General features: G+C 69.6%; 24 protein-coding genes. 13 read left to right on the top strand and 11 right to left on the bottom strand.

Annotated features, from left to right (window positions below):
• Positions 1–42 precede the first annotated feature (42 nt).
• From HHAL_RS10175 to HHAL_RS10155, 5 genes are all read left to right on the top strand, one after another.
• The gene (locus HHAL_RS10175; RefSeq protein ID WP_011814800.1) at positions 43–1,323 is read left to right on the top strand and encodes an MFS transporter; all 1,281 of its coding nucleotides are present in this window, start codon (positions 43–45) and stop codon (positions 1,321–1,323) included.
• Positions 1,324–1,356: 33 nt separating this feature from the next.
• Positions 1,357–1,527, top strand: coding sequence for a rubredoxin (locus HHAL_RS10170; RefSeq protein WP_011814799.1), 171 nt, complete (start codon positions 1,357–1,359; stop codon positions 1,525–1,527).
• A 7-nt stretch (positions 1,528–1,534) separates the two neighbouring features.
• Entirely contained in the window at positions 1,535–2,164 is a 630-nt protein-coding gene (gene thiE / locus HHAL_RS10165) for a thiamine phosphate synthase (RefSeq protein ID WP_011814798.1), read from the top strand.
• A gap of 42 nt (positions 2,165–2,206) precedes the next feature.
• Positions 2,207–3,487, top strand: coding sequence for a glutamate-1-semialdehyde 2,1-aminomutase (gene hemL, locus HHAL_RS10160; protein WP_011814797.1), 1,281 nt, complete (start codon positions 2,207–2,209; stop codon positions 3,485–3,487).
• A 132-nt stretch (positions 3,488–3,619) separates the two neighbouring features.
• Positions 3,620–5,614: a DedA family protein gene (locus tag HHAL_RS10155; protein WP_011814796.1), complete on the top strand. Its 1,995-nt coding sequence runs from the start codon at positions 3,620–3,622 to the stop codon at positions 5,612–5,614.
• Positions 5,615–5,876: 262 nt separating this feature from the next.
• On the opposite strand, the gene HHAL_RS10150 is transcribed toward HHAL_RS10155, so the two are convergent.
• The 4 genes from HHAL_RS10150 to HHAL_RS10135 are packed head-to-tail and all read right to left on the bottom strand — an operon-like array spanning position 5,877 to position 8,934.
• Complete coding sequence (locus tag HHAL_RS10150; protein ID WP_011814795.1) at positions 5,877–6,452, bottom strand: LON peptidase substrate-binding domain-containing protein; 576 nt, start codon at positions 6,450–6,452, stop codon at positions 5,877–5,879.
• Positions 6,452–7,060, bottom strand: coding sequence for a UbiX family flavin prenyltransferase (locus HHAL_RS10145; protein ID WP_011814794.1), 609 nt, complete (start codon positions 7,058–7,060; stop codon positions 6,452–6,454). Before HHAL_RS10145 ends, HHAL_RS10150 begins: the two co-directional genes overlap by 1 nt.
• Positions 7,057–8,421 (bottom strand): UDP-N-acetylmuramate:L-alanyl-gamma-D-glutamyl-meso-diaminopimelate ligase, encoded by a 1,365-nt coding sequence (gene mpl / locus HHAL_RS10140; RefSeq protein ID WP_011814793.1) that lies wholly within the window; start codon positions 8,419–8,421, stop codon positions 7,057–7,059. The genes HHAL_RS10145 and mpl overlap by 4 nt, the downstream gene beginning before the upstream one ends.
• A 12-nt stretch (positions 8,422–8,433) precedes the next feature.
• A complete protein-coding gene (locus tag HHAL_RS10135; protein ID WP_011814792.1) occupies positions 8,434–8,934 on the bottom strand; it encodes a hypothetical protein in 501 nt (166 codons plus the stop codon).
• Between the two features lie 220 nt (positions 8,935–9,154).
• Here HHAL_RS10135 and ppa point away from each other — a divergent pair, with 220 nt between their 5' ends.
• From ppa to purD, 7 genes are all read left to right on the top strand, one after another.
• Positions 9,155–9,685 (top strand): inorganic diphosphatase, encoded by a 531-nt coding sequence (gene ppa / locus HHAL_RS10130; RefSeq protein WP_011814791.1) that lies wholly within the window; start codon positions 9,155–9,157, stop codon positions 9,683–9,685.
• A gap of 86 nt (positions 9,686–9,771) precedes the next feature.
• Positions 9,772–10,113, top strand: coding sequence for a hypothetical protein (locus HHAL_RS10125; RefSeq protein WP_011814790.1), 342 nt, complete (start codon positions 9,772–9,774; stop codon positions 10,111–10,113).
• 3 nt (positions 10,114–10,116) lie between these two features.
• Positions 10,117–10,998: a 50S ribosomal protein L11 methyltransferase gene (prmA, locus tag HHAL_RS10120; RefSeq protein ID WP_011814789.1), complete on the top strand. Its 882-nt coding sequence runs from the start codon at positions 10,117–10,119 to the stop codon at positions 10,996–10,998.
• Positions 10,999–11,036: 38 nt separating this feature from the next.
• Positions 11,037–11,996: a DUF3426 domain-containing protein gene (locus HHAL_RS10115; RefSeq protein WP_011814788.1), complete on the top strand. Its 960-nt coding sequence runs from the start codon at positions 11,037–11,039 to the stop codon at positions 11,994–11,996.
• 73 nt (positions 11,997–12,069) lie between these two features.
• Complete coding sequence (fis, locus tag HHAL_RS10110) at positions 12,070–12,366, top strand: DNA-binding transcriptional regulator Fis (protein ID WP_011814787.1); 297 nt, start codon at positions 12,070–12,072, stop codon at positions 12,364–12,366.
• Positions 12,367–12,386: 20 nt separating this feature from the next.
• Positions 12,387–13,970 carry a bifunctional phosphoribosylaminoimidazolecarboxamide formyltransferase/IMP cyclohydrolase gene (gene purH / locus HHAL_RS10105; protein WP_011814786.1) on the top strand — a complete coding sequence of 528 codons (1,584 nt, stop codon included), beginning with the start codon at positions 12,387–12,389 and terminating at the stop codon, positions 13,968–13,970.
• Positions 13,971–13,993: 23 nt separating this feature from the next.
• Complete coding sequence (gene purD / locus HHAL_RS10100) at positions 13,994–15,283, top strand: phosphoribosylamine--glycine ligase (RefSeq protein ID WP_011814785.1); 1,290 nt, start codon at positions 13,994–13,996, stop codon at positions 15,281–15,283.
• Between the two features lie 93 nt (positions 15,284–15,376).
• Here purD and HHAL_RS10095 read toward each other — a convergent pair whose 3' ends face one another.
• The 5 genes from HHAL_RS10095 to HHAL_RS10075 form a co-directional block, all read right to left on the bottom strand.
• On the bottom strand, positions 15,377–15,844 hold the full coding sequence (locus HHAL_RS10095; protein WP_011814784.1) for a phasin family protein: 468 nt from the start codon (positions 15,842–15,844) through the stop codon (positions 15,377–15,379).
• 188 nt (positions 15,845–16,032) lie between these two features.
• Positions 16,033–17,187 (bottom strand): ParM/StbA family protein, encoded by a 1,155-nt coding sequence (locus tag HHAL_RS10090; protein ID WP_011814783.1) that lies wholly within the window; start codon positions 17,185–17,187, stop codon positions 16,033–16,035.
• Between the two features lie 114 nt (positions 17,188–17,301).
• Positions 17,302–17,988 (bottom strand): bactofilin family protein, encoded by a 687-nt coding sequence (locus tag HHAL_RS12760; protein WP_011814782.1) that lies wholly within the window; start codon positions 17,986–17,988, stop codon positions 17,302–17,304.
• Positions 17,898–18,827: a M23 family metallopeptidase gene (locus HHAL_RS10080; RefSeq protein ID WP_011814781.1), complete on the bottom strand. Its 930-nt coding sequence runs from the start codon at positions 18,825–18,827 to the stop codon at positions 17,898–17,900. The genes HHAL_RS12760 and HHAL_RS10080 overlap by 91 nt, the downstream gene beginning before the upstream one ends.
• Positions 18,828–18,903: 76 nt before the next feature.
• Positions 18,904–19,212 (bottom strand): hypothetical protein, encoded by a 309-nt coding sequence (locus tag HHAL_RS10075; RefSeq protein ID WP_011814780.1) that lies wholly within the window; start codon positions 19,210–19,212, stop codon positions 18,904–18,906.
• A 135-nt stretch (positions 19,213–19,347) separates the two neighbouring features.
• On the opposite strand from HHAL_RS10075, the gene HHAL_RS10070 reads away from it, so the two are divergent.
• Positions 19,348–20,334, top strand: a complete 987-nt coding sequence (locus HHAL_RS10070) for a serine/threonine protein kinase (protein ID WP_011814779.1) — start codon at positions 19,348–19,350, stop codon at positions 20,332–20,334.
• Here HHAL_RS10070 and HHAL_RS10065 read toward each other — a convergent pair.
• Both HHAL_RS10065 and HHAL_RS12755 read right to left on the bottom strand, forming a co-directional pair.
• Positions 20,321–21,490 (bottom strand): cation diffusion facilitator family transporter, encoded by a 1,170-nt coding sequence (locus HHAL_RS10065; protein ID WP_011814778.1) that lies wholly within the window; start codon positions 21,488–21,490, stop codon positions 20,321–20,323. The two genes, HHAL_RS10070 and HHAL_RS10065, sit on opposite strands and share 14 nt — an antisense overlap.
• Positions 21,487–21,942 (bottom strand): Fur family transcriptional regulator, encoded by a 456-nt coding sequence (locus tag HHAL_RS12755; protein WP_011814777.1) that lies wholly within the window; start codon positions 21,940–21,942, stop codon positions 21,487–21,489. The genes HHAL_RS10065 and HHAL_RS12755 overlap by 4 nt, the downstream gene beginning before the upstream one ends.
• Positions 21,943–21,946: the final 4 nt, after the last annotated feature.

Raw genomic sequence — 21,946 nt, 5'->3', positions numbered from 1 at the left:
GCAACCAGCAAGGCGCCGCGGCGCGAGGTGTTTGGTTGGGCGATGTTCGATTTCGCCAACCAGGCCTACACCCTGCTGATCATCACCGTCATCTACGGCGATCTGTTCACCCGGGTCATCGTCGGCGACGCCGGTGACGACTACCGCCTGGGCAACCTGCTCTGGAGCACGGCCCTGGCGCTGAGCTACCTGGGGGTGGTGGCCACCGCCCCGGTGTTCGGTGCGGTCATGGACTACGCGGCGGCCAAGCGTCGCTTCCTGTTCCTGAGCTACGTCACCACGGTGGCCGCCACCGCCGCGCTCTACTGGGTGGAGCCCGGCTACGTGGTGCTCGGCTTCGTGCTGATTGTCCTCTCCAGCTACGCCTACTCCATGGGCGAGGCGTTCATCGCCGGTTTCCTGCCGGATATCGCCGGGCCGCAGGAGATGGGGCGGGTCTCCGGGTTGGGCTGGTCCTTGGGCTACCTCGGTGGGCTGTTCGCCACCGCGTTCACGGTGCTGCTGCTCGGTGAGGTCAGCAAGGAGAACTTCGACCGCATCCGCTGGGTGGGCCCCTTTGCTGCCGCCTTTTTCCTGCTCTGTGCCATCCCCACCTTCCTGTGGCTGCGCGAGCGCGGGCAGCCCCGGCGCCTGCCGGCCGGACAGGGCTACGTTCGCCTCGGTATCCAGCGGGTGGGGCAGACCGTGCGCAGCCTCGGTTATCTGCGTGACCTGGGGGTGTTCATGATCTCGCTGCTGATGGCCATGTCGGGGCTGGCCATCGTCATCGCCTACGCCTTCATCTACGGTGCACAGGTCATCGGCTGGGATGAGCGGGCGCGCCTGATCATGTTCGTGGTCACCCAGTTCTCCGCGGCGGCCGGCGCCATCGGCTTCGGGGTGATCCAGGACCGCTTCGGTGCCCTGCGCACCTACATGGTGACCCTGGTGATGTGGGTAGCGGCGATCCTGCTGATCTGGGTGACCCCGGAGCTGACCGAGTGGCTCAATCGTTGGCTGGGCACGGAGTGGCAGGCGCAGTACGTCTTCCTGACCGCCGGGGTGGCCGCGGGGCTGGCCCTGGGGTCGTGCCAGTCGGCCGGGCGGACGCTGGTGGGGCTGTTCGCTCCGCCGGGACGTGCGGCGGAGTTCTTCGGGTTCTGGGGGCTGGCGACCAAGCTGGCTGCCGCCTTCGGCCTGGTGGCAGTGGGGGCGCTGCAGGCGGCCGTGGGTCTGCAGTCGGCGATCCTGCTCTGCGCCGTGCTGTTTGCCGGCGCGCTGGTGGTGGCCTGGGGGGTCGACGAGGCGCGGGGTCGGGCGCGCGGGCAGGCTTTGGTAGAGTGATTCAGGCTGAAAATCCGATAAGGAGGGGGCACCGTGGCGGAGCGTGTCTGGGTTTGTACCGTATGCGGGTGGATGTACGACGAGAGCCAGGGGGTCCCGGAGCAGGGGATTGAGCCGGGCACCCCGTTCGAGGACTTGCCGGAGGAATTCCTCTGCCCGGAGTGCAGCGCCGGCAAGGAGGCCTTCGAGGTGATGGAGGTTTGAGGTCGAAGTGAACAAGCAACCGAGTCAACTGGCCGGGGTCTATGCGGTGACCCAGCCCCGCCCCGATCTTCAGGAGGCCGTGGCGGCGGTCCTGCGGGGCGGCGTGGGTATCGTCCAGTACCGCGACAAGAGTGAGGATGCCGACCGCCGTCGCGAGGAGGCGGGCGCCCTGTGCCGGCTGTGTGAGGAGTACGGCGCCCTGTTCCTGGTCAACGACGATGTGGACCTGGCCGCGGCCGTGGCGGCCCACGGTGTGCATCTGGGCCGCGACGACGGGGCCGTGGTGGCGGCCCGGCAGCAGCTGGGCGACACCGCCTGGATCGGTGTGTCGTGCTACGACGATCTGGATCGCGCCCGTCGGTTGGTGGCCGAGGGCGCCGACTACGTGGCCTTCGGCAGCATCTTCCCGTCGCCAACCAAGCCCGAATCCGGGCTCGCGCCCATGGAGCTTCTGCGCAGCGGGCGCGAGGCCACGGGCTGCCCGACGGTGGCCATCGGCGGCATCGACGCCGGCAATATCCATGAGGTGGCTGCCGCCGGGGCCGATGCCGCCGCCGTGGTCAGTGCCCTGTTCGCCGCCGAGGATCCGGAGGCGGCCGCCCGGCAGCTCGTCGCCCAGTGGCAGCGCAGTCGGTAGAATCCCGTCCTGATACCGAATCACAAGACAAGAGGAGTACCCATGCAGCGCACCCATCAGTTATTCCAGCAGGCCCGGGAGCTGATCCCCGGGGGCGTCAACTCCCCGGTGCGCGCGTTCAAGGGGGTCGGTGGCGAGCCGATCTTCTTCGAGCGCGGCGAGGGGCCGTATATGTGGGACGTGGACGGCAAGCGCTACGTCGATTACGTCTGTTCCTGGGGGCCGCTGGTCGCCGGGCACGCCGACCCGGAGATCGTCCGGCGCGTTCAGGAGACCGCCGCCAAGGGGCTCTCCTTCGGCACCCCGGTGGAGCTCGAGGTGGAGATGGCCCGCACCCTCTGCCAGCACGTGCCGTCGCTGGAGATGGTGCGCCTGGTCAACTCCGGCACCGAGGCGACCATGAGTGCCCTGCGCCTGGCCCGCGGCTTTACCGGTCGCGACAAGATCGTCAAGTTCCAGGGCAACTATCACGGTCACGTCGACGCCCTGCTGGCGCAGGCCGGCTCCGGCGCCCTGACCCTGGGCGTGCCCGGTTGTCCCGGTGTCCCCGAGGCGGTGGTCGCCGAGACGCTCACTGTGCCCTATAACGATATCGAGGCGGTGGAGCAGTGCTTCAACGAACACGGCAGCGAGATCGCTGCGGTCATCGTCGAGCCGGTGGCCGGCAACATGAACTGCGTGCCGCCAGTGCCCGGCTTCCTGGAGAAGCTGCGCGAGGTCTGCGACCGCACCGACGCCCTGCTGATCTTCGATGAGGTGATGACCGGCTTCCGCGTCGGGCCGCAGTGCGCCCAGGGGCGCTACGGCATCACCCCGGATCTGACGTGCCTGGGCAAGGTCGTCGGCGGCGGCATGCCGGTCGGCGCCTTCGGCGGCCGGCGCGAGATCATGGAGGGGCTGGCCCCGACCGGTGGGGTCTACCAGGCCGGGACGCTCTCCGGAAACCCGGTGACCATGGCCGCCGGGCTGGCGACCCTGGAGCGGATCACTGCGCCGGGTGCCTTCGAGGGGCTGGAGCAGACCACCACGCGGGTGGTCGACGGCATCAAGGAGCGCGCCGACGCCGCGGGCATCCCGCTGGCCACCAACCAAGCGGGCAGCATGTTCGGCCTGTTCTTCACCGACGACGCGCCGGTGACCCGTTTCGAGCAGGTCAAGGCGTGCGACCTGGATGCGTTCAACCGCTTCTTCCACGCCATGCTCGACGAGGGGGTCTACCTGGCCCCGGCGGCCTTCGAGGCCGGCTTCGTCTCGCTGGCCCACGACGATAACGCCGTGCAGGAGACCCTGGACGCTGCCGAGCGCGCCTTCGCCCGCGTCTGAGCGAGACCGCGCCGGGGCCTGCGGGTCCCGGCCCTGGTATCCGACGATCCGGCGGGGCTGCGGCCCCTCCGGATTTTTTTTCTGCGGCCGGGCTGCGCCCATGCGGCTACTGACGGCTTAGAGCGCTGACGGATGGATCTCACCTGGATTACGGGGGTGCTCGACTGGGTGGCCGCTCACCCGGGGTGGGCCACCCTGGTCATCTTCCTCATCGCCCTTTGCGAGGGGGTGGTGGTGGCCGGTCTGATCGTCCCCGGAGCCACCCTGCTCTTCTTCGCCGGTGCCCTGGTGGGGACGGGGCACCTGGAGCTGGGGCCGAGCCTGATCGCCGCTTTCACGGGCGCCTTCATTGGCGACTCCATCAGCTATTGGCTGGGTCGTCACTTCGGCGACCGCCTGCGGACCTACTGGCCCCTGCGTCGCTATCCCGGTGCCCTCGCCAAGGGGGACGCCTTCTTCGCCGCCCACGGGGGCAAGAGCCTGTTCTTCGGGCGCTTCGTCGGCCCGCTGCGGGGCATCATCCCGGCGATTGCCGGCATGATGAGCATGCCCCCGCGCCCCTTCCTGGTGGTCAATCTGATCTCCGCGGTGCTCTGGGCGCCGGCCTATCTGCTGCCCGGTATGGTTTTCGGGGCCTCGTTGGCGGTGGCCGCCTCGGTTTCGCTGCGCCTGGGTGCCCTGCTGCTGATCGCGCTGGTCGTGCTGTGGGTGGGGTGGTGGCTGGCGCGCCACCTGCTCGCGCCGCGGCTGCGTCGGGCGGCGGCCCTGATCGCCTGGCGAGCCCGTGCCTGGGGGCGTGTCCATCCGGTGGCAGCCCAGGTGCTCAGCGGTCCCCGTTACGCCCTGCGTGCCTTTAGTTACGGCGCCGGGTGGATCTGGTGGGCGGCGCTGGCCGCCCTGACGGTGCTGACGCTCTACCAGGGCTGGTGGGGCGGGCCGACGCTGGTCGACGAGGCGGTGCTGGCGGTGCTCATGAGCGAGCTGGATACCGGTCTGAGGGCCCTGTTCGTCATGCCGGCGCTGCTCCTTGAGCCCCAGGCCTGGGTGCCGGCGTGGCTGGCCGGGGTGGCCTGGGTGGCTTGGGGCGGGCGGTTGCGCGTGGCGCTGGTACTGGGCCTGATCGTGCCCGCGGCGGCCCTGCTGGCGATGCTGCTCGGCATGGTGAGCGGCAACTGGAGCGCCGTCGCGCTCTACCGCGGGGCGCCGCCGCTGGGCTTCCCGTCGCCGGCGCTGGCGGGGTTTACCACGCTGGTCCTCGCCTCGGGTGTCCTGGCCACGGTGGCCTACGGTCCGCTACGGCGCCCGGTGCAGGTGGTGGGGGTGGCGATTCCGCTGCTGGCCGCCATCGGCGGCGTGGTGGTCGGTGACCTGTGGCTGGCGGATGCGCTGGGTGGTCTGCTCCTCGGCGTGGTCATTGCCGGGCTGGTGGTCCTGGCCCGCAGCGCCTCGCAGCGGCGCCTGCCGGAACGGACCCTGCCGGCCATCGTGGCCTTGGTCCTGGTGGGGGCCGTGGCGGTGAAGGCGGCCCTGATCCTCCCGCAGGAGCGGGAACGCTTCGTGGCCCAGGCCGATCCGCCGCAGCTGACGGTGGCCGAGTGGCTGGAGGTGGGGCCGGCGCATCCGTTCGGGCGGGAGCTGCGCTGGCTCGACGGGGGGCGTCGGGCGGTGGATCTGCAGTGGTTGGCGGAGCCTGAGGCGCTGGTGGCGCGTCTGGACGACGCCGGCTGGTACGAGCCCGAGCGCCGTCTCTACGGGGCGTTGCGCTGGCTGCAGCCTGAGCCGGACCTCTATCGGATGGCGCCGCTGCCGCGCTGGTACCGTGGGCGGCTGCCGGCGCTGATTCGAGTGATCCCGGCGGATGAGCAGCGGCGGTTGGTGCTGCGATTGTGGCCGGCGCCGATGACCGTGGTCGGTGAGGCGGCCTCGGTGTGGCTGGTCAGCCTGGAAGTGGAACAGGTCCACAGCGGTTGGCCGTTGGCGGCGATCCAGGCCCGGGGGGTTACCCCCGGCGAGCGGGTCCGTGTGGTGGAAGAGCTGCTGGCTACCGGGGATCTGCGCATCGTGGAGCCGGCTCAGCCGATCCGCATCCTACCGGTGGATGCCCTGACCGGTGATCGTGCCCGCTGACGGCCCCGGGCGATGCCCCCCCCGCCGCAGCCGGGGCCTGACGCGCGCGCCTCGCCTGACGGCGAGGTCCCCTGCGCGGCTCATCCCGGCGGGGCCGCTCGCTTAACTCGCGGCGCTGCGCGCCGCTCGGACAAAACCTCGCTGTTCAGCGCGAACCGGCAAAGGTTCGCGCTGAACCCCCGCCGGGGGCTGCGCTGCTCGGCACGCCCAAAGGCCCCGGCTGCGGCGGGGGGGGCATCGCCCGGGGCCGTCAGCGGGGAGGCTATTCCTGTTCCAGCGCCTGGCGCAGCAGCTCCAGGCGCTCCTCGGGGGCGTCGATCTCCAGCAGCTGCTGCTTCGCCTCGGTGGGAATGGGCAGGAGTTCCGAGAGCCGGGCGCTGACCCAGCCTGCGTCATCGAGTTGTCGGGGCATCGCCCCGTAGAGGCCGCCAATCTGGTCGAGAATCCGCTCCAGTAGATCGGCCAGCGGCTGGAGCTCGGCATCCAGCCGCGGTGTTGGCTGTTCTGCCAGCCAGCGCACCCGGGCCTGCTGGACCGTCCCGGCGGGGGCGTGCCGCTCCAGGATCTCGAAACGGCGCTGTCCCTCGACGGTGATCCCCAACAGACCGTCGCTGCGCTGATCCCAGTCGATGATCCGCACCGCCGTGCCCACGGCGTGGGGCCGGGCCGGCAGACCGGTCTCGCTATCCTCTTCGATCAGGCAAATACCGAACGGGGCCTCGTTGCGCACGCAATGGGTGACGAGATCCAGATAACGGCGCTCAAAGATGCGCAGATCCAGGCGCCCGCCCGGGAAGAGGACCGTGCGCAGCGGGAACAGCGGCAGCTCATCGCCCATCAATTGCCCTCCTTGCCCCAGCGGGGACCCAGATCGTGGGCCACATGCAGATGATCCAGAATCCGCGCGACGACGAAATCGATCAGATCCTCGACCCGCTGGGGTCGATGGTAGAACCCCGGGTTGGCGGGCAGGACCACCACCCCCAGCCGCGTCAGGGACAGCATGTGCTCCAGATGGATCGCCGACAGGGGCGTCTCCCGCGGGACCACCACCAGCCGTCCGCGCTCTTTGATGACCACATCCGCAGCACGCTCGATCAGGCTGTCGGAGTGTCCGCCGGCAATGGCCGCCAGGGTGCCCGTGGTGCAGGGGCACACCACCATGCGTTGGGGTGCCGCCGAGCCGGAGGCTAGCGGTGCCGTCCATTGCTGTTCACTGTAGACGTAGAGCCGCGCCGGATCGATGCCCAGCGCCGCGACCAGCTCGCGATGCAGCTCCCCGGAGCGTCGGGGTAGCGGGGTGTCGGTTTCCAGTCCGGCCACCACTCGGGCGGCATCGGAGACCAGGAGGTGGACGGTCTCGCCGGCTCCGGCCAGGGCCTGGATCAGACGCAGCCCGTACTGCATACCCGAGGCGCCGGTCAGGGCGACACTGATCCCGCTCATGCCGGCGCGCCCCGGGTCCTCAGGCCGGTCAGCAGCCGCTCGTGGATATCGCCGAAGGCGCCGTTGCTCATGACCACCAGGCAGTCGCCGGGGCGGGCCTTAGCCAGGGCCAGGCGGGCCAGGTCGCTGACCTCGGCGGCCGTGTGCAGGCGCTCGCCCAGCGGGGCCAGGGCCTCGGAGACGGACCAGGGCAGGTCCGGCGGGGTCAGCACGAAGGCCTGGTCGGCGTGCCCGAGCGCTTCGGCCAGCTGATGGCGGTGGATACCCAGGCGCATGGTGTTTGAACGCGGCTCGAGCACGGCGAGGAGTCGCCGCCCGGGGGTGGCCAGGGCGTTCAGGGTGGCCGCCACCGCGCTCGGGTGGTGGGCGAAGTCGTCGATGACCTCGACCCCATCGACGCAGCCGCGCAATTCCAGCCGTCGGCGGACGCCGGGGAATTCGTTGATCGCCTTGACGGCCGTGGTCGGGTCGGCACCGGCGCTGGCCGCCGCCGCCACCGCCGCAGCCGCATTGGCCAGGTTGTGGCGTCCTGGTTGGGGAGGCTGGAGCGCTCCCAGTGGTGTACCACGGTGGACGAGGACGGCATGCTCCGCGGCCTCGTCGGCGTCGATGCGCCAGTCGTTGTCGGCGCCGAAGCCGATCCGCTCCAGCCGCGACCAGCAGCCGCGGGCGACCACCGAGGGCAGGTGGGGGTCGTCGCCGTTGATGAGCACCCGGCCGTTGGCCGGTACGGTGCGGATCGCGTGGTGCAGCTGCGTGGCGATGGCCTCCAGATCCGGGTAGATGTCGGCGTGGTCGAACTCCAGGTTGTTCAGCAGCAGGACCCGGGGCTGGTAGTGCACCACCTTGGCCCGCTTGTCGAAGAAGGCCGTATCGTATTCATCGGCCTCCACCACGAAGGGGGAGCCGGTGCCGAGTCGGGCCGAGCGCTCACTGAAGCCCGGGGCGCCGCCGATCAGATACCCCGGGTCGAGGCCGCAGCGCTCGAGGATCCAGGTGGCCATCGACGCCGTGGTGGTCTTGCCGTGGGTCCCGGCGATGGCGACGACGCAGCGTCCGGTCAGCACATGTTCGGCCAGCCACCCGGGGCCGGATTGGTAGGGGAGACCGCGGTCGAGGGTGTATTCGATGGCGGGGTTGCCGCGGGACAGCGCGTTGCCGATGATGACCCGGTCGGGGGCCGGCTCCAGGTGGGTCGCATCGTACCCCCCCCGCACCGGGACACCCGCCTGGTCGAGGATGTCGCTCATGGGCGGCCAGGCGGCGCTGTCGCTGCCCTCCACCGCGTGCCCGCTCTCCCGGGCAAGGAGGGCGATGCCGCCCATGAATGTGCCGCAGATACCGAGGATGTGAATCTTCATGGGTCGTCTCGATCAGTCGGCGGCCAGCTGGACCACCTGGAAGCTGAGGAAACTGTAGGCCAGCGCCAGGAGGATGCCGAGCGCCAGACGCATCTCCAGCGTATGCCGGAAGATGTGCCCGAGGATGGCGACTTGCCAGAACCAGAGCAAGAGGATACCGGCGGCGGCCCCCCCGGCCTGCTCCACCCCGTAGGTGGCGATGGGGAAGGTCATCAGCGTCACCGGGATGCCGATGAGCACGTCGGTGCCGAACATCGCCGTGGCGCTCTGAATGAATCGAGGGGTCAGCCCGCGTAGCAGCAGCAGGGCGTAGAGGAAGGCGAGGCTAAACCCCGTGGCGACCGCCACCTGGAGGCCTACGGCGTCCGTATCCGGCAGGTTGCCGGCGGCGATGTAGGTCAGGGCCATACTCCCTGCGATCAGGGCAAGCAGGTGGGTCGCGGAGTAGGGCAGATCCTGCGGGCCGTCGCGGAAGAGGCAGATGCCGATGAGTTTCTGCAGCAAAGGACCCATGGTCTTTCCTCAGACTGATCATGCGCCCCAATCATACCGTATGGTGCGGCGGCACGATGCCGCCGGTTGACGCCGCGGGGCGGGTGCGCTGCCATAGGGCGCGTTGCGGGGGGCGGCGCGCCGTAACGCCGGTTGCCGCGGCGCAGCAACGGCGTTAAAGTTCGCCCCTGTCTGGCCGTTCCATGGTCATAAACAGTCCTCTACTGAACGGAGAAACTGCATGAGCCTCGATTCCGTGCCCGCCGGGCGGTCGATTCCGGACGATATTAACGTCGTCATCGAGATCCCGCTCCACGGCGGCCCCGTGAAGTACGAAGTGGATAAAGAGACGGGCACCCTCACCGTCGATCGCATCATGGCCACGGCGATGCACTACCCGTGCAACTACGGCTTCGTGCCGCAGACGCTGGCGGATGACGGCGACCCGGTGGACGCGCTGGTGATCACCCCGCTGCCGCTGGTGGCCGGCTCGGTGATCCGCTGCCGTCCGGTGGGCGTGCTGGAAATGGCCGATGAGTCGGGGGAGGACGCCAAGCTGATCGCTGTGCCGGTGGACAAGCTGACCACCGATTATAGCGAGGTGAAGGGCCCCGACGACCTGTCGCCGCGCCTGTTGCAGGAGATCAGCCATTTCTTCGAGCACTATAAGGATCTCGAGCCCGGGAAGTGGGTGCAGGTGCGCGACTGGAAGGGTGCCGACGCCGCGCGAGCCGAGATCGAGCACGCGGTGTCCAACTACCAGAATCAGTAGCAGCGCAGGAGCGTTGCCCGGCTCAGGGGGCCAGCGGAGCGGCCGATCACCCTTGAAGCGGTATCGACGTTCGGAGGTGGTGAGCGATGGCTCGCGCCCTTACGGCAGAGCGACTCGAGTGCGAGAACGCCACGTTCCACGGGACCGGTGGGGTCAGTGCCTGCAATCGGGATCACGGTTTCCGGCCGGCCTTCCTCGATACGGAGACGGGGACGATCTACCTCTCCTGCAACCGGAGCGGGCAGCCGGCCCCCTTCCATCGCCTCGACGGTCTGCCCGAAGAGCTGATCAGCGAGCGCGATGACCGCGGCCGGGTGATCGCGGTGAGGCAGCGCGTGGTCTCGGGGTTCGAGCGCGATGGCTGCTTCTACACCCGTGAGCAGGCCGCCTGCTTCGTGGTCCCGCCCACTCCGCGACAAGGCTCCTGACTCGTGGCGCAGTTGCAAGTCACGCTGGAGGTGGCGGCCGGCGACCTCGACGCCGTGGATGGCGCACTGGAGTTGGCCGGGGCGCTGTCCCAGACCTATCAGGCCGACGACGGCACCGTGCTCCTCGAGCCCGGGGTGGGCGAGCACCCGCTGTGGGAGCAGGTGCGGGTCGATGCGCTTTTTCCCCCTGAGACCGACCCCGATGCCCTGCACACCTTGCTGGCCGGGCAGCTGGGGGAGCGGCTGCGGGGCTGGCAGGCCGAGACGCTGGAGGACCGTGCCTGGGAGCGTGAGTGGCTGGACCACTTTCGGCCGATGGCCTTCGGCGAGCGCCTGTGGATCGTCCCCACCGGGGCCGAGCCCGAGCTGCCTGCCGGCGCGGTGCCGATCCACCTCGATCCGGGCCTGGCCTTCGGTACCGGGACCCATGAGACCACGGCGCTGTGCCTGGAGTGGCTGGACGGCGAGCCCATAGCGGGGCGCAACGGCCTGGATTACGGCGCCGGATCCGGCATCCTGGCCGTGGCGGCGGTGCGTCTGGGGGCGGCCTGCTGCATGGCCGTCGATAACGATCCTCAGGCGGTGGTCGCCAGCCGCGAGAATGCCGAGCGCAACGGCGTGGCCGAGGATGTCCCGTCTTATGCCGTCGATCAGCGTCCGGCGTATTGCGCCGATTTCCTTGTCGCCAATATCCTTGCCTCGACGCTGGTGGATCTGGCCGATGAGCTGCGCGATGGGGTCCGTGTCGGCGGACGCCTGGCGCTCTCCGGGATCCTCCGGGGGCAGGAGCAGCAGGTCATGGATGCCTTCCAGGGCGGCATCGCCTGGGATGCGCCGCGGTGCTGCGGCGACTGGGTGCTGGTCAGCGGCACCCGTACCGCCTGAACGTCGGTCTCCGGATTCTCCAACAACGAGGGAAGCCCGTGTACACCCAGTGCCCTGGATGCGGGACGATCTTCGCGCTGCGTGCCTGGCAGCTCCGTCAGGCTCGTGGTCGGGTGACCTGTGGCCTGTGTCAGACCACCTTCGACGCCGTCCAGGCGCTGAGCGAGGAGTTGCCGGGTGATGAGGCCGGCGCGGCGGATGGTGGGCAGCCAGCGGCGTCGACGTCGGCGTCGTCCACCGAAGAGGCGGAGGTGCGTATCCCCGCCCTGGGGCCGCAGATGTCAGCGATCGGCCGGCTGCTGCCCGGCGACAGCGACGAGCGGCCCGTAGATCTTCGGGCCTTGGTCGGTGAGCATCCCGCGGCCGAGCAACGGGCAGCGACGGCCTCGGAGGAAACCGCCGGGGCGGGACGGGGCGGGGCTGCGGACGCGGACTGGGAACAGGTCCTGGCCGAACTGCGGGCCGAACAGCGCCCGGCCCGTGCGTCGGCTGCCGGCGGTCCGAAGAAGCGGCGCGGCCGCCGCTGGCTCGTGGCCGCCGGGGTGCTGGTGCTAGCGGCAGCGCTGGTCCACGGATCGTATCTCTACCGCGGGGCGCTGCTTGAGCTGCCCGGCACCCGGGCCTGGCTCTCCGCAGTCTGCACCCTTTACGACTGCCAGCTGGAGACCGCGGCGAGCTACGACGTCATCGAGGTCGAGGAGCGCTGGCTGGAGCCGGATCCGCGCCGGGATGACGCGCTCATGCTCGGCGGGGTCCTGGTGCATACCGGCGAGCGGCGCCTGCCCTACCCGGAGATGCGGCTGACGCTGCGCGATCTCGATGGCCACGTCACCGGCGAGCGCTGGGTCCGTCCCGAGGACTACGTCGCCGACAGCCGTCTGCGAGCACGTCTGGGCGCCGGTATGGAGCCGGGGGCGCGGGTCCCGGTGGAACTCTACGTGGCAGAGCCCGACGGCGGGGCCGAGAGCTTCTCGCTGTCATTCCGACCGGTCGAGTAAGGCCGCCGGCGCCCCGGTGGGCGGTCGGTCGGGTCTGTTATTCTTCGAAGTCAGGCATCAATGGGGGTGACGCATGCACGAGGGCAAGGGACCCGGTCCCGGACAGGGTCCTGGCAGGGGCGGTGACGGCGCGGTGGGGGGACCCATCCGCGAGGCGGTGACCCGCGCCCTGGATGACTATTTCAGGGAGTTGGACGGGCACGACTGCAACGGTCTTTACCGGCTTGTGCTCAACGAGGTGGAGGTCCCGCTCCTGGAGTCGGTGATGGACTACTGCTCTGGCAACCAGACGCGGGCGGCTCAGCTGCTCGGCCTCAATCGAGCCACGCTGCGCAAGAAGCTCCGTGAACACGGCATCGACTACAACTGAACCAACCCGGACAATCCAATATGGCGACCAACGACGGCGTGCGGCCCCTGCGGCGGGCCCTGATCAGCGTTTCCGATAAGAGCGGGGTGGAGGGCTTTGCCCGCGCCCTGCATGAGCAAGGCGTCGAGATCCTCTCGACCGGTGGTACGGCCCGCCTGCTGGGTGAGGCCGGGATCCCGGTGCGGGAGGTCTCGGCCGAGACCGGCTTCCCGGAGATCATGGACGGTCGCGTCAAGACCCTGCATCCGCGCATCCACGGCGGGCTGCTGGGCCGGCGCGGCACGGATGACGCGGTCATGGACGAGCACGGCATTGGTCCCATCGATCTGCTTTGCGTCAACCTCTACCCCTTCGAGCAGGCCGTGGCCGCCGAGGGCTGCACCTTGACCGACGCCATCGAGAATATCGATGTCGGCGGGCCGGCGATGATCCGTGCGGCCGCCAAGAACCACGCCGACGTGGCGGTGGTGACCGAGTCGTCGGCCTATGGCCTGGTCCTCGATGAGCTCCAGCGCCTTGGCGGGACCAGCCGCGCCCTGCGCCACCATCTGGCGACCCGAGCGTTCAGCCACACCGCGCGCTACGACGGCGCCATCGCTGCCTACCTGAGCCAGCGCGACGAACAGGGCGAGCAGCAGGGCGATTTCCCGGCGATCTGGACGCTCCAGGTGGAGAAGGTCGCCGACATGCGTTACGGCGAGAACCCCCATCAATCCGCTGCCTTCTATCGCGATGTCGCTCCCGGCGAGGCCAGCGTGTCCACCGCCCGCCAGCTCCAGGGTAAGGCCCTGTCGTACAACAACGTGGCCGACACCGACGCCGCCCTGGAGTGCGTCAAGGGCTTCCAGACGCCGGCCTGCGTCATCGTCAAGCACGCCAATCCCTGCGGCGTGGCCTGCTCGGGGACGTTGCGGGAGGCCTACGACCGGGCCTTCGAGGTCGATCCGACCTCCGCCTTCGGCGGCATCATCGCCTTCAACGATACCGTCGACGCCGAGCTGGCCGGCGCCATCCTCGATCGCCAGTTCGTCGAGGTGGTCATCGCCCCGGAGGTCAGTGACGAAGCCCTGTCGCGCTTCGCCGCCAAGGCCAACGTGCGAGTCCTGCAGACCGGCCGCTGGCCGCAGCATCCGGGCGCGGATCTGGAGCTCAAGCGGGTGCGTGGCGGCCTCCTGGTGCAGGACCGGGACACCGCGGTGGTTGATCCGGCCGACCTGCGGGTGGTCACCAAGCGCCAGCCCACCGATGCCGAGTGGGCCGACCTGCGCTTCGCCTGGGAGGTGGTGCGGCACGTGAAGTCCAACGCCATCGTTTTCGCCGGCGGGCAGCGCACCCTCGGCGTGGGGGCCGGGCAGATGAGCCGTGTCTTCAGTACCCGTATTGCCTGCGAGAAGGCGGCCGATGCGGGCCTGGCGCTGCAGGGCTCGGTCCTGGCCTCTGACGCCTTCTTCCCGTTCCGCGACGGCGTCGATCAGGCTGCCGAGGCCGGCGCCGCCGCCGTGATCCAGCCCGGTGGCTCGATGCGGGATCAGGAGGTCATCGATGCCGCCGACGAGCACGGTCTGGCCATGGTCTTCACCGGGATGCGCCACTTCCGCCACTGAACGCGGCCCAAGCGAGGTAAAGGATGAAGGTACTGGTGATCGGAGGGGGCGGCCGCGAGCACGCCATGGCCTGGGCCCTGGCGCGCTCCAAGCAGGTCGAGGAGGTGCTGGTCGCCCCGGGGAATGCCGGCACGGAGCGCGAGCCCAAGGTGCGCAACATCCAGGTGGGGGCGGAGGATATCCCCGCGCTGGTCCAACAGGCCCGCGAGCAGGAGGTGGCTTTGACCGTGGTCGGCCCCGAGGCGCCCCTGGTGGCCGGCGTGGTGGACGCCTTCCAGCAGGCGGGTCTGGCGTGTCTGGGGCCGACGGCGGACGCCGCCGAGCTGGAGGGCTCGAAGGCGTTTGCCAAGGCGTTCATGGCGCGTCACGGGGTGCCAACGGCCGCCTACCGCACCTTCGACGACCTGGGGGCGGCCAGCGACTATATCCGCGAGCACTCGACGCCGATGGTCATCAAGGCGGACGGCCTGGCCTCCGGCAAGGGGGTCGAGGTGGCGGCGACCAAGGACGAGGCCCTATTGGCGGCCGAGCGCATGCTCTCGGGGCAGGCCTTCGGGGATGCCGGCGCGCGGGTCGTGGTCGAGGAGTGCCTGCAGGGCGAGGAGCTGAGCTTCATCGCGCTGGTCGATGGCGAGCACGTGGTGGCGATGGCCAGCTCCCAGGATCACAAGCCGCGGGACGACGGAGATCGGGGCCCCAACACCGGTGGTATGGGGGCCTATTCGCCGGCGCCGCTGATGGATGAGCAGCTCTACCAGCGGGTCATGGACGAGGTGATCCGCCCCACGGTCCAGGGGCTGGCCGCCGAGGGGCGCCCCTATCAGGGCTTCCTCTACGCCGGACTGATGATCGACGCCGACGGCAACCCCCGGGTGCTGGAGTACAACTGCCGCCTGGGTGACCCGGAGGCGCAGCCGCTGTTGATGCGCCTGGACGCGGATTTTGCCGAAGTCTGCCGGGCCGCCCTCGAGGGGCGACTGGGCGAGGTGGATCTGGCCTGGGACTCGCGTCCTGCTGTGGGCGTGGTGATGGCGGCGGCCGGCTATCCAGGGTCGGTGGAGCGGGGCGATGTCATCGAAGGGCTCGACGACGCCGAGGCCACCGGCTGCAAGGTCTTCCACGGCGGCACGACCTTCGACGCCGACGGCCGTGTGGTGACCAACGGGGGGCGGGTGCTGTGCTGTTGCGCGCTGGGTGAGCGTGTCTCTGCAGCGCAGCAGGCGGCCTACCGGGGGGTGGCGGCCATCCATTGGGAAGGGGTGTTCTACCGGCGGGATATCGGTGCGCGGGCCATCGCCCGGGAGACCGGCTGACCGCGGGGTAGGTCTCGCCCTACGGGGCTGAAAACACAAAGGAGCCGGTGCCCCGCGGGGCACCGACTCCGTCACCGCGCCTCCCCGAGGGGGTTACGCGGACTTCTTGCTGCTGCCGGAGGCAGCGGAGCCACTGCTGCTACCCGCAGAGGCGCTGCTACCGGCACTGCTGCCAGCGCTGCGGCCCTTGCCGGAGGCCTTCTCAGCCTGGCCCTGCATCGTCTCGGTGAGGGCGGAGACGTTCTCTTGGGCGATCTTCTGCACCTCTTCGCCCATGTTCTTGCTGATGTCGGCCAGGGTGCTGGCGTTCTCCGTGAGCTTGTTGCTCATCGTCTGGACGACCTTGCCCTGGTCGTTCAGGTAGCTCTGGAAGCTCTCCGGGTCCCGGACCTCCATGGCCTTGCGCATCTGCTCCATGGCCAGATCGGTGTAGGAACGGGCGGCTTCCAGGTTCAGGTGGGCCACCTTCTCGGCGTGCTCGAGGAGCAGCGCGTTGAGCTTGCGGCTGGGCTCCATCATCTTCTGGAACTGCTGCATGGACTTGTTGAGCTGGTCTTGCATGGGTCTCTCTCCTTGTTGAAGCTGCTCGAGGCATGACCGCTCGCCATGCCTTGTGCGATGCAACATAGCACCGCCCGTGCTGCGTTGCAACAGCAGATTGACCCGCCCCAATCAAAAAAAGGGGCCGCGCCGAGGCGCGGCCCCTTGGCCTGTTCCGGCACCGGGGCGAGGCCCCGGCCGGCAGGAGGTCAGCCCTCGCTGCCGCTGCGCGACTGCGGCACGGCGGCGCTGTCTCGGCCGTCGTCGCCCCCCCGGCTGTAGGTGGTGCTCCCGGTGCCGTAGCTGCCGGAGCTGTAGTCCTCTGCCGAACTCTGTTCCGTGGCGTGGCCCATCTCCGCGGCCCGCTGCTGGGCGTTGAAGTAGGCCCAGTTGAAATAGCCGCGGGCGTTGGCGGTGACGGAGTCCTGGGCCAGCTGGGCCTGGGAGAGTTCCGGACGCAGGTAGCGCTCAAGCACCCGGCCGCCGCCGCCGGTGATGATGATGTGGTCGTACTCCTGGATCTGCCACATCGAGCGCGCCTCGACCAGCAGCTTGGTGGCGATGTCGCCGAAGATCCGATCGCGGAGCTCGACGATGTCCACCGGGCGGCCGTTGACGTTCACCTGCCCCTGGATGATGGCCTCGTCCAGGGTGTACTGCTCGCGCTCGAGCCCGTACTGGGTAGAGAGCTCCTGGGCGATCTCCTCGTAGCCGAAGGAGATGCCCAGCGGCACCGTCTTGCAGAACCCCGGGGAGTACTCGCCATCGATGACCGTGGCGAAGTCGCTGGTCCGGAAGCCGATGTCCATGATCCCGACCCGGCCGTTGAGCAGCGGGTGATCACCACGGATCTGCCCCCGATCATCCAGCACCTCGGCCCAGAAGCTGCCCACCGGCTGCGGGACCACCTCAATCTGCTCCAGGCGGATGCTTACCCCGAAGCGGCTCGCGCCCACGTGGCGGATGACTTCATGGTCGCCGCGCAGCTGGCGGACCAGGTCGTCGGCCATGTGCATGCGCCCCGGCGGCAGGCCGGTGACGACGTGGAAGTTGTTCACGGTCTCGCGGGCGTAGAGGCTCAGTGCACCGAGGAAGAGGATCTTGAGGTCGTCCCCTTCGGCGCGGGTGGGCGACAGCCCCCGGTGCGCCAGGCGGGAGTGGCGGATGGCGTAGTCGCCGAGCAGGTAGCTCTTGCCGCCGTAGGTGATGCGAAGCTCGCTGCTGCCGCTGCGCTGGGCCACGCCCAGGGACATCGGCATGCCCGATTCGCCCTCGCCGACGACGCTGGGGAATACGTGCCCCTCGCGGCCGTCATCGATCTTGATGAACCCGTACCCCATGTCCAGGCCAATGCAACGTTCCACGGCGTATCCCCCTCTGTTGCCCGTTCGCCGTCTCTCTCTGGGCGTTCAGGTGCCCTGAATCCCCAAGCGGATGCCGGCCATGCTAGCACAGGCGGCCGGCGGCGCCGCCACCGATCAGCGTCGTCCCCAGAAGGTCTGTCGGGGCTGGGGCCGGAAATGACGGGATGGCTCCTGCTCGGAGTCTGCTTCCTGCTCCGGTTCGTCCTCCGGGTCGGGGGTTGGCTCGTCGGTCGTCCCGGAGGCGTCGTCCGGGGGTGGCTCGGCGTGTTGGCGTGGCGCCGGGTCCGGCCTCTCGGGCTGCGGCGGGTCCGCTTCGGGTTCAGCGCGGGTGGCAGCGCCCGCCGCCGGGTCAGGGTGGGGCGTCGCCTCCGAATCGGACTCGGGCTGTGCCGGACCGGTCAGCTGGGAGGCTTGGCTGCCCTCGTGCTGCAGCGCCGCCAAGGGCACCTCGCGCCGGGGGTGGCTCTCGCCGAGGAACTGACCGCCGGCCTCGATGATGAAGTCATCGCTGTGGAGCTCGCCGAAGACCCGTCCCTCGGCGACGATCTCCAGGCTGGCGCAGTCGATGACCCCCTCGACGTAGCCGCTGACCAGCAGCCGATGGGCCTTGATATTGCCCTCGAAGCGGCCGGTATGACCGATGCTGACGTCGTGGTCCGAGACGATGGTGCCCTTGATCTGGCCGTCCAGATGCAGGTTCGACTCCAGGGTCAGTTCTCCGACCAGTCGCGTGCCGTCGCAGATAACTGTCGTTCCAGGGCCTCGGCTCTTCGATTTATCCCCTTTGCCAATGAGTCCCATTTTACGCGGCCCTCTTCTTCAAAGAGCTCTTCATAGTTGTCCAGGCTCCAGTCCAGAAACGGTTCCGGGTTCAGCTTGCGCTGGGTGTGCCAGATCTCGTAGTGCAGGTGGGGGCCGTTGACGTTGCCCGTGGCCCCGGAGCGGGCGATGACGTCGCCCTCCTCGACGAACGTGCCGGTCTCGACCTCGATCCTGCTCAGGTGGGCGTAGTGGGTCTGGAAGCCGAAGTCGTGGGCGAGGATGACCAGCTTGCCGAGCCCGCTGCCCTGGTGCTTGGCGGCGTAGTTGACCACGCCGTCGGCAGTGGCGACGATCTTCTCGCCCACCGGCGCGCGCAGATCGACGGCGGCGTGGAAGGAGCGTTCGCCGGTCACCGGGTGCGTCCGCCAGCCGTAGCCGCTGGTGATCCGCGACGCCTCCTTGAGGGGCCAGCCGTTGGGGATCGTCCGCAACATCAGCGCCTTTTCCAGCGCCGTCTGGCTGGCGGTGTCGAGTCGCTCGCGCCGGTTGGCCTCGGGCTGCGGGTCGAGCCCGACCAGCGCCTCGATGTGCCCGAGTTCAAGATCCATGCGGTGGATCTCCTGCTCGCGTTCGCTGACCAGATCCTGGAGCTGCTCGTTGCGCAGCTCGATCTGGCGGGCGGCCTCCGCCTTCTCGGCGCGGACCTGGTCGAGTTCATCGATCGTGTCGTTGAGCGCGTAGATGGCCAGGGCACCGGCGAGCAGCAGCAACAGCACCGCTCCGGCCAGGGCCAGCGCGAAGCGCTTGGCGATCTGATGCAGCGAGTAGTGGCGGGCGCCGCGGAAGTCGGTGATGGTGACCGTGAAACGATCTTTCACGCCGTTTCAGCTCCCCTGTGGCGAACGGGTCGCTCCCCGGGGCGTGGCGGCTCCTGCCGCTTGCGCCGGGGCGGGCTCAACGCCGCGGATGGTGCGGGTCGTCCTTTGAGCCGCGACTGTATTCGCCTTCGATGACCCGGCCGTGTGCCGGTGTCCCGGGGCGGGCGGTGTGGCCGAAACCCTCGCCACGGGCCGCGGCCCGACGCATCTGGCGGCGCAGCCACCAGGTCCGCGCTGCGATGATCACGGCACCGATGAGCGCCAGACCGAGCATGACCGCCAGCATGACGATGCCGAGCGTCGCCGCCAGGGCGATGACGGCGATGGCCCCGATGACGCCCGCCACACGAGCGATCGGCCCGCGCTCGACGTTCTGCATACGCATGGGATGTTCCACCTGCTTGACCGTTCAGGGGTCCAAGGATAGCCGGCCGACCAGGCTGCGGGCTACCCTGACCCGTCACCGACCGGGACGTCCGGTCGAACGAAGTGACCCAAGCCCTGCTGCAGGAGCCGCTCCATGGAAACCCACCACCCCTTCGAGACCCTGGATCCGGATACCGTCCTCAATGCGGTCGAGGCCGTGGGCGGGGTACGCAGCGACGGCCGGCTACTGCCCCTGAACAGCTATGAGAACCGGGTGTACATGGTCGGAGTGGAGGGGGGTCCGGCCGTGGTGGCCAAGTTCTACCGCCCCGACCGCTGGGACGACGCGCAGATCCGCGAGGAGCACGCCTTCAGCGAGGAGTTGGTGGCAGCCGAGGTGCCGGTGGTAGCGCCGCTGCGCTGCGGGGCAGGGACCCTGGCCCACAGCCACGGTTTCCGCATTGCCCTCTACCCCATGCGGGGCGGACGCATGCTCGAGGTGGACAACCGGGATGTGCTCCGCCGCCTGGGGGCCTATCTGGGGCGGATCCACGTCGTGGGTGGCGGTGGGGCCTTCGATCATCGCCTCAGCCTCGACCCGGGCGACCACGGCCGGCGGGCGCGGGACTGGCTGCTGGCCGGAAACTGGCTGCCGCCGCACCTGGAGGAGGCGTACCGCACGGTCACCGACGACCTCTTAGAGGCGATGGCCGCCTGTTGGGAGCGGGCCGGGGCGGTGCACGCCATCCGTCTGCACGGCGACTTCCACCCAGGCAACGTCCTGCAGACCGAGGAGGGGTTCCACCTGGTGGACCTGGACGACAGCTGCACCGGTCCCGCCATCCAAGATCTGTGGATGCTGCTGCCCGGCGAGCGGGCCGAGCGCGAGTCCTTCCTCGAGGCGGTGCTCGAGGGGTACCGGACCTTCTGCGACCTCGACCTGCGCGAGCTGCACCTGATCGAGCCGTTGCGCACCCTGCGGCTGGTACGCCACGCTGCGTGGCTGGCGGAGCGCTGGGAGGATCCCGCCTTCCCCCGCGCCTTCCCCTGGTTTGCTGAGCCCCGGTACTGGGAGGAGCACCTGCTGGCGCTGCGCGAGCAGCTGGGCGCCCTGGCCGAACCGCCGCTCAGCGCCCAATGAAGTGGACCCGGCAGGCACTGACGTAGGCCAGGCCCTCGGCAACCTCGGCCAGCCGTGTGGCCCGCCGGTGCAGCCCGGCGGCGTCGCAGTCGGGGCGCCAGGGCAGGTGGAGTTCCACCTCCAGGCGGCCCTCCATGTAGTGCAGATCGACGCGCTCGACGGTGTCGGCCCCCTCGACACCCGACCAGGCGGCGTGCAGGTCGCGCTCCACCACGCCGCGCAGCGGCAGGGCAGCGGTCGCCTCGTCCCAGCGCGGCGGTTCGTGGTCGACGTGGACCAGCACCTCGGTCACCACCCCGATGTCCTGGATGATGCGCCGACGCACCGCCTCGCTGACCCGGTGGCCCTCGGAGACACTCAGTCGCGGATCCACCTGGATGTGCAGGTCGATGAGCGCCTCCTCGGCCATGTGTCGGCTGCGCAGGCCGTGGACATCGCGGACCCCGTCGATCTCGCTGACCAATCTCTCGATATGCGCGACCTGGGCCGGGTCGAGGCCGGTGTCCACCAGCTCGCAGACCGACCGCCAGGCGAAGGTGATCCCCACGTGGGCGAGCATTACCGCCACGACGATGGCGGCCACGGCGTCGAGCCACGGCAGTCCGAGCAGGACACCGACGATACCGCCGACGACCACCACCGACGAGAGGGCGTCGGAGCGGTGATGCCAGGCGTTGGCGTGGATCAGGTTGGAGTGCGCCCGGTAGGCCACCCAGCGGGTGTAGTGGTAGAGCCCCTCCTTGATGACCAGCGAGGCGAGGGCCACCCCCAGGGCCAGCCAGCCCGGCACCCACAGCGACTCGGGGGTGATGAGCAGCCGCTGCACGGCGTCGTAGATGAACCCGGCGGCCACCAGCAGGAGGACGGCGCCGATGCCGGCGGTCGCTGCGGTCTCGATGCGGGCGTGGCCGTAGGGGTGATCGCTGTCCGCCTCCTGGCTGCCGTAGGCGGCGGCCACGTAGACCAGGGCGTCGGAGGCCAGGTCGGATAGGGAGTGCACCCCGTCCACCACCAGGGCCTGGGACTGGCCCAGCCAGCCGGCGGCAATCTTGCCGCACCCAAGGAACAGGTTGATCACCCCGCCGATCAGCGTGACACGCCGCTTGGCCCGGGCGGGATCCTCGGCGATGGCGGTGGCCGACCGGCGGCCGCTCACTGTGGCTCCGGGTCCGGGCCCTGCTGGCAGTCGGGGCAGACTCCGAAGAACTCCAGGGTGTGGCTCACCCCGGCGTAGCCGCGGGCGCGGACGGTGGCCTCGAGATCTGCCGGGCAGGCGTGGATGGGATCCTTGCGCTGGCAGTGCCGGCAGATGACGTAGTGCAGGTGACTGCCGTCCGCCTCGACCAGCTGGTAGCGGGTCGAGCCGTCCCCGAACTCGTGGCGGTGGACAAGCCCGAGCCGTTCGAAGTCGGTCAGGCAGCGGTAGACCGTCACCGGATCGCAGGCCGCCGACCCGAGCTGCTGGTGGAGCTCCCGCGGGCTGAGTGGGCCGTCGGCGGCTACCAGCGCGGCGACGATCTGCCGCCGCGGCTGGGTGAGCCGCAGCCCCGCATCACGCAGGGTCTGCAGGGCTTCGTCGGTGGTGGGCGTAGACGCTGCCTGTTTCATGGCA

This window comes from Halorhodospira halophila SL1 (assembly GCF_000015585.1).
GTDB lineage: Bacteria > Pseudomonadota > Gammaproteobacteria > Nitrococcales > Halorhodospiraceae > Halorhodospira > Halorhodospira halophila.
Note: the sequence above shows the minus strand (reverse complement) of the source record. Positions and strands in the feature narration are given on the sequence as shown.